Origin of the sequence: Colwellia sp. BRX8-4, from assembly GCF_014077345.1 — a bacterium.
In the GTDB taxonomy this organism is placed as follows: Bacteria; Pseudomonadota; Gammaproteobacteria; order Enterobacterales; family Alteromonadaceae; genus Colwellia_A.
The window spans coordinates 119430-131656 of record NZ_JACGVS010000013.1 but is presented as its reverse complement, the minus strand read 5'-3'; the positions used below and the strand labels follow the sequence as shown (position 1 = coordinate 131656).

The 12227-nt window shown below is 40.7% G+C and carries 6 protein-coding genes; all 6 read right to left on the bottom strand.

Annotation, left to right across the window (positions count from 1 at the left end; genetic code table 11):
• Positions 1–203: GTP-binding protein (locus H4J56_RS12500; protein ID WP_259364653.1), on the bottom strand; the 203-nt coding region annotated here is incomplete at its 3' end.
• Between the two features lie 78 nt (positions 204–281).
• Complete coding sequence (gene fusA / locus H4J56_RS12495) at positions 282–2390, bottom strand: elongation factor G (protein ID WP_070375044.1); 2109 nt, start codon at positions 2388–2390, stop codon at positions 282–284.
• A 223-nt stretch (positions 2391–2613) separates the two neighbouring features.
• Complete coding sequence (rpsG, locus tag H4J56_RS12490) at positions 2614–3087, bottom strand: 30S ribosomal protein S7 (RefSeq protein ID WP_070375045.1); 474 nt, start codon at positions 3085–3087, stop codon at positions 2614–2616.
• 116 nt (positions 3088–3203) lie between these two features.
• A complete protein-coding gene (rpsL, locus tag H4J56_RS12485; RefSeq protein ID WP_011045492.1) occupies positions 3204–3578 on the bottom strand; it encodes a 30S ribosomal protein S12 in 375 nt (124 codons plus the stop codon).
• 186 nt (positions 3579–3764) lie between these two features.
• Positions 3765–7976 carry a DNA-directed RNA polymerase subunit beta' gene (gene rpoC, locus H4J56_RS12480; protein WP_070375046.1) on the bottom strand — a complete coding sequence of 1404 codons (4212 nt, stop codon included), beginning with the start codon at positions 7974–7976 and terminating at the stop codon, positions 3765–3767.
• Between the two features lie 101 nt (positions 7977–8077).
• On the bottom strand, positions 8078–12106 hold the full coding sequence (gene rpoB, locus H4J56_RS12475; RefSeq protein ID WP_070375047.1) for a DNA-directed RNA polymerase subunit beta: 4029 nt from the start codon (positions 12104–12106) through the stop codon (positions 8078–8080).
• Positions 12107–12227 lie beyond the last annotated feature (121 nt).

Genomic DNA, 12227 nt, shown 5'->3' with positions numbered 1-12227 from the left:
ATGTGAGAAGTATTGATTGTAATACCACGCTCACGCTCTTCAGGAGCATTATCGATTTGTGCGAAATCTTTAACTTCACCACCGTGTACTTTAGTTAATACTGCAGAGATAGCAGCTGTTAAAGTTGTTTTACCGTGATCGACGTGACCGATAGTACCAACGTTAACATGCGGTTTTAAACGTTCAAATTTTGCTTTAGCCATTTTTCAATTACCTTAAAGTTTATTAAAAGCGCAGCCAAGATGACCGAGCTAGACTTTCACTAACTATAAGTGAGTGTCTTACGAGATTCCAAGAGATTCTGTTATTGCCGCAACTACATTCTTAGGAGCTTCACTGTATTGTAAAAATTCCATCGAATAAGAGGCGCGGCCCTGTGTTGCACTGCGTAATGCAGTAGCATAACCAAACATTTCAGACAGTGGTACTATTGCATTCACTATCTTAGAGCCAGCAGGACCTTCGTCCATGCCATCGATCATACCGCGACGACGATTTAAATCGCCAACGACATCACCCATGTTTTCTTCTGGCGTAGTTACTTCTACTTTCATCATAGGTTCTAGAAGTGTCGGCGTAGCTTTTAACGCCCCTTCTCTAAAGCCCATTGAAGCAGCAACTTTAAACGCCATTTCATTAGAGTCAACGTCATGAAAAGAACCGTCATAAAGTGTTACTTTAACATCAAGCATTGGATAACCGGCTAATACACCACTATCCATTTGCTCAAAACAGCCTTTTTCAATGGCAGGTATATATTCTTTAGGAACAGTACCGCCAACAATTTCGTTAACAAATTCGAAACCACCACCTTCTGGTAAGGGTTCCATTTTCAACCAAACGTGACCAAATTGGCCTTTACCACCTGATTGTCGAATAAATTTACCTTCTACTTCAACCGTAGAACGAATAGTTTCACGATAAGCAACTTGTGGCTTACCAACATTACATTCGACGCCAAACTCACGTTTCATGCGCTCGACAATAATGTCTAAGTGTAGCTCACCCATACCGGAAATGATCGTTTGACCCGTTTCATCATCAGTAGCGACCTTAAACGAAGGATCTTCAGCTGATAATTTACTTAAGGCTAGGGCTAACTTGTCTTGAGAAGCAATGGTTTTTGGTTCAACGGCTATTGAAATTACCGGATCAGGGAATTCCATTTTCTCAAGTGTTATTACGTGATTGGCATCACACAGTGTTTCACCCGTAGTAACATCTTTTAAACCGATGGCTGCTGCAATATCACCAGCACGAACTTCTTTAATTTCTTGACGGTCATTGGCATGCATTTGCACTAGACGACCGAGACGTTCTTTCTTGCCTTTAATCGGATTAAAGACACTATCGCCTGTTTTTACTACTCCGGAATAGACGCGGAAGAAGGTTAACGTACCAACAAAAGGGTCAGTGGCAATTTTAAAGGCTAACGCGGAAAATGGTGCACTATCATCTGCGGCGCGCGTTGCAGGTGTTTCATTTTTGTCATCACTAATACCCGTAATAGCAGCAACTTCCGTTGGTGAGGGTAAATAGTCAATAACGGCATCTAAAACAGCTTGTACGCCTTTGTTTTTAAAAGCAGAGCCACAAGTACAAAGAATGATTTCATTATTAAGGGTACGTTGTCGAAGTGCTGACTTGATTTCGTCTTCTGTCAAATCGCCATCTTCAAGGTATTTATCCATTAACTCGTCTGATACTTCAGCCGCTTCCGATATCATATTCTCACGCCATTCATCGGCAAGGTCTTGCATATCGGTAGGTATTGCTGAATAAGTAAAAGTCATGCCGTGATCGTCTTCACTCCAGTTGATCACTTTCATTTTAACAAGGTCTATAACACCTTTAAAATCTTCTTCTGAACCAATAGGTAACTGAATAGGAACTGCATTTGCTTTTAGACGTGCTTTTAGCTGACCAACAACAGAAAGAAAGTCTGCGCCAGTGCGGTCCATTTTGTTAACAAAAACAATGCGTGGAACGGCATACTTTTCCATTTGACGCCAAACAGTTTCTGTTTGCGGTTGAACACCTGAAGAGGCACATAAAACTAATACAGCACCATCGAGGACACGCAAAGAGCGCTCAACTTCAATGGTAAAATCAACGTGACCAGGAGTATCGATAATATTAATACGGTGGTCAACAAATTGACCGTCCATGCCTTTCCAGAAACAAGTTGTCGCAGCTGAGGTAATGGTAATACCCCGCTCTTGCTCTTGTTCCATCCAGTCCATGGTTGCAGCACCATCGTGCACTTCACCAATTCTGTGAGAAAGACCCGTGTAAAACAAAACACGTTCTGTGGTTGTCGTTTTGCCAGCATCTACGTGCGCACAGATACCAATGTTACGGTAGCGCTCAATAGGGGTGATACGTGCCAAAATGAAATCCTCTAATTCTTAGTCACTAATAATTAGTACTATTAAATAAATATTCGCATAAGCGGTGAGTATTTGTTTAATACTACTGTTTAATACTTTTTGAACTGCGCAAAGCATCAGTCCGTAAAAGTTAGTATGGCTAGCAAGAGAAACTCTTGCTAGCCATGTATTTACCCTAAGCATACGCAAAGGGTAAATCATACATCCATTCAAAACTGCTAGCTTACCAGCGGTAGTGAGCGAACGCTTTGTTAGCATCAGCCATACGGTGAACGTCTTCACGTTTCTTAACCGCTGAACCTTTGCTGTCAGACGCATCTAACATTTCGTTAGCTAGGCGCTGAGCCATTGATTTTTCACCACGTTTACGAGCTGCTTCAACTAACCAACGCATGGCTAGAGCATTACGACGAACTGGACGAACTTCAACTGGTACTTGATAAGTAGAACCACCAACACGACGAGATTTAACTTCGACAGATGGGCGGATATTATCTAAAGCAGTTTCGAAAAGCTCTAAGTGAGTTTTCTCGCTGTTTTTTTCAGTTAAAATGTCTAATGCACCGTAAACAATTTTTTCTGCAGTAGATTTTTTACCATCAACCATAAGGATGTTGATGAATTTTGCTAAAAGTTCGTTATGGAACTTAGGATCTGGCAATATTTTACGTTGCCCTACGACGCGTCTTCTTGGCATCTTAATTCTCCGTAGTATTCAGGATTAATCCAAAATATATAAATTTAAAAATTTCTTATTTGGCCTTACTTAACGTTTTTTTCTCTTCCTATCTATAAGGAGTTAGAGAGGAAAACTTAAGATTTAGGTCGTTTAGCACCGTATTTAGAACGGCCTTGTCTTCTGTCGCTTACACCTGAACAATCAAGCGCGCCACGAACGGTGTGATAACGCACACCCGGTAAATCTTTTACACGGCCACCGCGTATTAAAATAACGCTATGCTCTTGTAAATTATGTCCTTCACCACCGATGTATGAAGTTACTTCGAAGCCGTTAGTTAAACGAACACGAGCAACTTTACGAAGTGCTGAGTTAGGTTTTTTCGGTGTAGTTGTATACACACGAGTACATACGCCACGACGTTGTGGACAAGCTTGTAACGCTGGAACGTTACTTTTAGTTACTTGTCTTACACGTGGTTTACGTACTAATTGGTTAATAGTTGCCATTAAATAGCTCCCGATTAGTTAAACTTGTGTAAATTCCAATCAATGAGAAATTTACACCCTTATAAACGTGAAAATCCGCGACCTTAAATGCTATACATAAACAGTACAGGATATAGGGTCGCGGAATTCTATAGGTCAAGCTATGGCCTGTCAAGTAGCACAGGCCATTAACGCTATATTTTTTACTTAATCACTAGCATTTAGTGCGTCAGTTAATGCTTGTGCTGCATCGTCAGCTGAAACAGCGACTTCTTCAACAGCAGGCATTTTTGCTTGTAGTTTACGTTTAGCACGTTCCTGATGGTACGAATAACCTGTACCCGCTGGGATCAAACGACCAACGATAACGTTTTCTTTCAAGCCACGTAACTTATCTTTCTTACCTGCAACAGCAGCTTCAGTAAGTACACGTGTTGTTTCTTGGAAAGATGCCGCTGAAATAAACGATTCAGTTGCTAATGATGCTTTAGTAATACCCATCATTTGCATTTCGTATTCAGCAGGTTGCTTACCAGCAGATTCAAGCTCGCGGTTTGAAATATTAACACGCGCTACTTCTACTTGTTCGCCTTTCAAGAAATCACTATCACCCGCGTCTAAGATTTCACACTTGCGAATCATTTGACGGACGATAACTTCGATGTGCTTGTCGTTAATTTTTACACCTTGTAAACGATATACTTCTTGTACTTCGTTAACAATGTAATTAGCAACAGGTGCAACACCACGTAAACGCAAGATATCATGCGGAGACTCAGGACCATCGGCAATAACTTCACCTTTGATTACTGGCTCACCCTCATAGATATTCAAAAGACGCGTTTTAGGAATCATCTCTTCGTATACTTCACCGCTAGGTTGAGTGATTAATAAGCGCACTTTACCTTTGGTTTCTTTACCGAAAGCAACAACACCTGTTTTCTCAGCAAGAATTGCAGGAAGTTTAGGCTTACGTGCTTCAAATAAATCAGCAACACGTGGAAGACCACCGGTTATATCACGAGTTTTAGAACTTGCTTGTGGTATACGAGCAAGTGCATCACCAATGTTTACATCCGCGCCATCTTCTAGGTTAACAATTGCATTACCCGGTAAGTAGTAAAGTGCTGGGATTTCAGTCCCGGCAATCATAACTTCTTCACCGTTAGCATCAACAAGTTTCAATGCTGGGCGCATTTCTTTACCCGTTGCATTACGTTGACCTGCGTCAGTAACAATAATACTAGAAAGACCAGTCAGATCATCAGTTTGACGAACCATAGTCACGCCATCAGAAAGATCAACGAACTGAACTTTACCTGCTACTTCCGTAATAATAGGGTGAGTATGCGGGTCCCAGTTAGCGATGATTTCACCGGCAACAATTGAACCACCATCTTTCTTAGAAAGCACTGTACCGTAAGGCACTTTATAACGTTCTTTCTCACGACCTAGCTCATCAATTACCGTCATTTCAGATGAACGTGAGGTAATAACAAGATGATCTTCAGAGTTAGTTACAAACTTAGCATTTTGAAGTTTCAAAGTACCTGTGTTTTTAACTTGTACGTTGTTTTCAGCAGAAGCACGCGATGCGGCACCACCGATGTGGAACGTACGCATGGTAAGCTGTGTACCAGGTTCACCGATTGATTGTGCTGCAACAACACCAATAGCTTCACCTTGGTTGATCATATGGCCACGAGCCAAATCACGACCGTAACAATGAGCACAAATACCAAAATCGGTTTTACAGGTAATAATTGAACGTACTTTCATTTGATCAATTGAGTTTTCTTCAATGAAATCACATAAAGCTTCGTCAATTAGCGTGTTACGAGGTAATAAAACTTCGTCAGTACCCGGCTTGATAACATCTTCAGCAACAACACGACCAAGAACACGTTCTCTTAATGGTTCAACAACATCGCCACCTTCGATTAGTGGTGTCATTTGTAGACCGTCGAAAGTACCACAATCATGTTCAGTCACAACCAAATCTTGTGCAACATCAACTAAACGACGAGTTAAGTAACCCGAGTTAGCTGTTTTAAGTGCAGTATCGGCAAGACCTTTACGCGCACCGTGAGTTGAGATGAAGTATTCAGATACGTTCAAACCTTCACGGAAGTTAGCTTTGATTGGCGTTTCGATGATAGAACCATCTGGTTTAGCCATCAAGCCACGCATACCCGCTAACTGACGGATCTGAGCAGCACTACCACGAGCACCCGAGTCAGCCATCATGTAGATAGAGTTAAATGAATCTTGTTCTTCTGGCACGCCGTCACGGTTAATAACAGTTTCTTTTGATAAATTGTCCATCATCGCTTTAGAGATTTTCTCGTTGGCAGATGACCAAATATCAATAACTTTGTTATATTTTTCGCCCTGAGTAACTAAACCTTGCTCGAATTGAGTTTGGATTTCAGCAACTTCTTCTTCCGACTCTTCGATAATAGTGTATTTAGCCGCAGGAATAACCATATCATCAATACCAACAGAACAACCCGCGATCATCGCGTAATGGAAACCTGTGTACATGATTTGGTCAGCAAAAATAACCGTTTCTTTCAAACCTAAGTTACGGTAAGCGTGGTTAATTAATTTCGAAATTGGTTTTTTGCCAAGCGGTTGATCGATTAGATCGTAAGGCATACCTTTTGGACAAACCTGCCACATAATGGCTCGACCTACCGTGGTATCACGTAAAGTCGTTTTAGGAACAGTAAAGTTACCTTCTTCGTCTTTAAAGTATTCAGTGATACGAATTTTTACACGGGCGTGAAGTTCTGCAACACCTGTGCGGTAAGCTTTTTCAGCTTCTTTAGTGTCAGCAAAAACCATGCCTTCACCTAAACCATTAACACGGTCACGTGTTAAGTAGTACAAGCCTAAAACAACATCTTGTGATGGTACAATAATCGGCTCACCGTTTGCTGGTGATAACACGTTATTGGTAGACATCATTAAGGTACGAGCTTCCATTTGCGCTTCGATAGTTAACGGTACGTGTACCGCCATTTGGTCACCATCGAAATCGGCGTTGTATGCTGCACAAACTAGAGGATGCAAGTGAATTGCTTTACCTTCAATTAGAACAGGTTCAAACGCTTGGATACCTAGTCTGTGAAGTGTTGGTGCACGGTTAAGCATAACTGGATGTTCACGAATAACTTCGTCAAGTACATCCCAAACTTCAGCGCCTTCACGTTCAACTAATTTTTTAGCCGCTTTAATCGTAGTCGCTAAACCACGAGCTTCTAATTTACCGTAAATAAATGGTTTGAATAATTCAAGTGCCATTTTTTTCGGTAAACCACACTGGTGTAAACGCAGTGTAGGACCAACAGTAATTACAGAACGACCAGAGTAATCAACACGTTTACCCAATAGATTCTGACGGAAACGACCTTGCTTACCTTTAATCATATCGGCAAGAGATTTAAGAGGACGTTTGTTAGAACCGGTAATTGCGCGACCACGACGACCGTTATCAAGAAGTGCATCAACAGATTCTTGTAACATACGTTTTTCGTTACGTACGATAATATCTGGAGCAACTAAGTCAAGAAGACGTTTTAAACGGTTGTTACGGTTAATAACACGACGGTATAAATCGTTCAAATCAGACGTAGCAAAACGGCCACCATCCAAAGGTACTAACGGACGTAAATCCGGCGGTAAAATGGGTAGTACGTTCATAATCATCCACTCAGGCTTATTACCTGAAGCGGCGAATGCTTCCATTAATTTTAAACGCTTAGTGACTTTTTTACGCTTAGTTTCACTACCAATTTCAGGAAGCTCTTCACGCATTTGCGCTACTTCGCCTTCTAAATCGATTTGTTGTAGTAAAGCTAAAACAGCCTCAGCACCCATTAATGCGTCAAATTCATCACCATGCTCTTCTAAAGCATCAAGATATTCTTCTTCAGTTAGAATTTGGCTTTTTTCTAATGTCGTCATACCAGGTTCAGTAACAACATAAGATTCAAAATAAAGAACACGTTCGATATCACGAAGTGTCATATCAAGTAATAAACCAATACGCGAAGGTAATGATTTTAAGAACCAGATATGTGCAACTGGGCTTGCTAATTCGATATGACCCATACGGTCACGACGAACTTTTGTTAATGTAACTTCAACGCCACATTTTTCACAAATAACACCACGATGCTTTAAACGCTTGTATTTGCCACAAAGACATTCGTAATCTTTTACTGGACCAAAAATACGCGCACAAAATAGACCGTCACGTTCTGGTTTGAACGTACGGTAGTTAATCGTTTCAGGTTTTTTTACTTCACCAAATGACCAAGAACGAATCTGATCTGGTGAGGCTAGTCCGATACGTATACCATCGAACTCTTCTGTTTGATTTTGTTGCTTAAGAAACTTAAGTAAATCTTTCACACTTCTTCTCCTGTCGGAGTTAAACCTTAAAGAGAAAGCAGTTGCCTGCTTTCTCCGTGTACTGACTCATCAATTTGATAGTCAGCATGCAGCTTTGGAAGCTAGTCCTGATCTAATTCGATGTTAATACCTAACGAACGAATTTCTTTCAACAATACGTTGAATGATTCAGGAATGCCTGGCTCCATTCTGTGATCACCGTCTACTAAGTTTTTATACATCTTAGTACGACCGTTAACATCATCAGATTTAACCGTTAACATTTCTTGTAGCGTATAAGCAGCACCGTATGCTTCTAGTGCCCATACTTCCATCTCACCGAAACGTTGACCACCAAATTGCGCTTTACCGCCAAGAGGTTGTTGCGTTACTAATGAGTAAGAGCCAGTAGAACGTGCATGCATTTTGTCATCAACCAAATGGTTAAGTTTTAACATATACATGTAGCCAACCGTTACAGGACGTTCAAATTCACGACCAGTACGACCGTCAGTTAAGATAAACTGACCGCTTTCAGGCATATCAGCAAGTCTAAACATCTCTTTGATTTCTTTCTCTGCTGCACCATCAAATGCTGGAGTAGCAATAGGAAGACCGGCACGTAAGTTATTAGCTAAACGCATCACTTCATCATCAGAGAAGCTCGCGATGTCAACAACTTGACGAGATTCACCAACATTGTAAACTTCTTGAATGAAGTTACGTAGTTTATGAATTTCTTGTTGCGCTTCCAACATACGGTTGATTTTTTCGCCAATACCACGACACGCCATACCTAGATGAGTTTCTAAGATCTGACCAATGTTCATTCGTGATGGTACACCTAACGGGTTAAGTACCACATCAACAGGAACACCATATTGATCGTAAGGCATATCTTCTACTGGAACGACGTTTGAAATAACACCTTTGTTACCATGACGACCGGCCATTTTATCACCCGGTTGGATGTGGCGTTTTATCGCTAAGTAAACTTTGATAATTTTAAGAACACCTGGAGCTAAATCAGCACCTTGGGTGATCTTACGACGTTTAATTTCAAACTTCTTATCGAAATCAGCTTTAATATTGTCGTATTGCTCAGCAATTTGTTCAAGCTCAGATTGTTGACCTTCGTCAGACAAGTTTTGAACTAACCAATTTGCACGAGACATACTATTAATGTCTGATTCGTTTAAGCCAGCAGATAAAAGAAGGTTTTTAGCTCGAGCATAAATACCATCTTCTAAGATGCTAAATTCATCGCCTAAATCTTTCTTAACTTCTTTAAGTTGTAATTCTTCAATTTCAACAGCGCGCTTATCTTTTTCTACACCGTCACGGGTGAAGATTTGAACGTCGATGATAGTACCTTTAACTGAATTAGGTACACGTAAAGAGCTGTCTTTAACGTCAGCTGCTTTTTCACCGAAAATAGCACGTAATAGTTTTTCTTCTGGTGTTAATTGTGTTTCACCTTTAGGAGTAACTTTACCCACTAAGATGTCGCCACCATTAACTTCAGCACCGATGTAAACAACACCCGCTTCATCTAATTTAGATAAAGCTGATTCACCAACATTAGGAATATCAGAAGTAATTTCTTCACTACCTAATTTAGTGTCTCGTGCTATACAGGTTAATTCTTGAATATGAACAGTAGTGAAACGATCTTCTGTAGCAACACGTTCAGATAACAACATTGAATCTTCGAAGTTGTAACCATTCCAAGGCATAAACGCTATACGCATGTTTTGACCTAGGGCTAATTCACCCATGTCCGTTGAAGGACCATCAGCTAAAACATCACCACGTGTAACAGGTTCACCCATACGACACTGTGGACGTTGGTTGATACATGTATTTTGGTTTGAACGCGTATATTTAGTTAAGTTATAAATATCAATACCGGCTTCACCAGCATGCATTTCGTCTTCATTAACTTTAACAACAATACGAGAAGCGTCAACATAGCTGACTACACCACCACGTTTTGCAACAGCAGTTACACCTGAATCAACAGCTACAACTTTTTCCATACCTGTACCGACTAACGGCTTATCAACGATAAGAGTTGGTACGGCTTGACGTTGCATGTTTGAACCCATCAGGGCTCTGTTAGCATCATCGTGCTCAAGGAACGGAATTAAACTTGCTGCAACTGAAATAATCTGCTGTGGCGAAACATCCATGTATTGGACTTGTTCTGCCGAGATTAATGTAAATTCGTTTTTGTGACGACATTGTACTAAGCCGTCTACTAACTTACCTTCACTATCAACCGGAGCTGTAGTTTGGGCAATAACGAAGTTACCTTCTTCAATTGCTGATAAATAATCAATATCATCAGTGACTAAACCATCAACTACTTTACGATATGGAGTTTCTAAGAAACCGTAATCGTTTGTACGTGCATAACACGACAATGAGTTAATCAAACCAATGTTTGGACCTTCCGGCGTTTCGATAGGACATACACGACCATAATGGGTCGGATGTACATCTCGAACTTCAAAACCAGCACGTTCACGCGTCAAACCACCTGGGCCTAATGCGGAGATACGACGTTTATGCGTCACTTCTGATAACGGGTTGTTTTGATCCATAAACTGTGACAATTGTGAAGAACCGAAAAATTCTTTCACAGCCGCAGAGATAGGCTTAGCGTTGATTAGGTCTTGTGGCATGATAGCGTCTAAGTCACCAAGACTTAAACGTTCACGTACAGCACGTTCAACACGTACTAGACCAACACGGAATTGGTTTTCTGCCATTTCGCCAACAGAGCGAATACGACGGTTACCTAAGTGATCGATATCATCAGTCTCGCCTTTACCGTCACGAATGGCGATTAAGGTTCTCATTACTGAAATAATGTCATCGTTAGATAAAATGCCACTTCCAACATCGTCTGAATTGCCAACACGACGGTTGAACTTCATTCGACCAACGGTTGATAAATCATAGCGTTCTGGAGCAAAAAACAAGTTAGTAAATAACGTTTCTGCTGCATCTTTTGTTGGCGGCTCGCCTGGGCGCATCATGCGGTATATTTCAACTAAAGCTTCTAGCTTGTTTGAAGTACCATCAACACGAATAGTGTCAGACATGTATGAACCAACATCGAATTCATTCATATATAAGGTAGAAAGAACTTTATGACCAGCTTGGCTTAGCTCTGCTAATAACTCTAATGTTATTTCAGCATTGGCTTCAGCAATAACTTCACCAGTAGACTCATCGATGTAAGCTTTAGATAAAACTTTACCTACGATGTACTCAGCTGGGACTTCTAGCTTTTCAAGATTTTCTTTCGACAATGAACGAATATGACGTGCAGTAATGCGACGACCTTGTTCTACTAATACATCACCATTTTTCAAACAAATGTCAAACGTTGCCGTTTCACCGCGTAAGCGCTCAGGGATTAAATCCATGATCAACTTATCGCCTTTGATTGAAAAGTCAGTGGTGTCATAGAACATGTCTAGAATTTCTTCAGTAGAATACTCTAAGGCACGTAAAATGATTGACGCCGGTAATTTACGACGACGGTCAATACGTACAAATAAATTATCTTTAGGATCAAACTCAAAATCTAACCAAGAACCACGGTAAGGAATAACGCGTGCGTTATATAATACTTTACCAGATGAGTGTGTTTTACCTTTATCATGATCGAAAAACACACCTGGAGAACGATGTAATTGCGAAACAATAACACGCTCAGTACCATTAATAACAAACGTACCGTTGTCTGTCATTAATGGGATTTCACCCATGTATACTTCTTGTTCTTTGATATCTTTAACTGTGCCTGCTGGCGCTTCTTTATCGTAAACTACTAAACGTAATTTAACGCGAAGCGGCGCAGAATAGGTTACACCGCGGATTTGACATTCTTTGACATCAAATAACGGTTCGCCAAGTCTGTAGCTCACATATTGTAACTCTGAGCTACCAGAGTAAGCTTTAATTGGGAAAATAGAATGAAACGCAGCCTCTAGGCCTGTTTCACCTGTTGGATCAATATCAATAAACTTACGGAAAGATTCGAGTTGGATTGATAACAAGAATGGATAATCCATTACTTGTATGCTTTTACCAAAGTCCTTGCGAATACGTTTCTTTTCGGAGTAAGAGTAAACCATGGGGTTCCTCAGCTTGCTGGTTATGGCCGATCTGCCTTTAAAATACCAATTGGACTAGACAACTTCAGTATAGCTTCATACTTTGTGTTAGCTAATCCAATTGGTATCAGACAGGATATTG

Coding starts and splice junctions, on each gene's coding strand:
- rpsG (WP_070375045.1), bottom strand. CDS start 3,087: ATGCCAAGAAGACGCGTCGTAGGGCAACGTAAAATATTGCCAGATCCT.
- rpsL (WP_011045492.1), bottom strand. CDS start 3,578: ATGGCAACTATTAACCAATTAGTACGTAAACCACGTGTAAGACAAGTA.
- rpoB (WP_070375047.1), bottom strand. CDS start 12,106: ATGGTTTACTCTTACTCCGAAAAGAAACGTATTCGCAAGGACTTTGGT.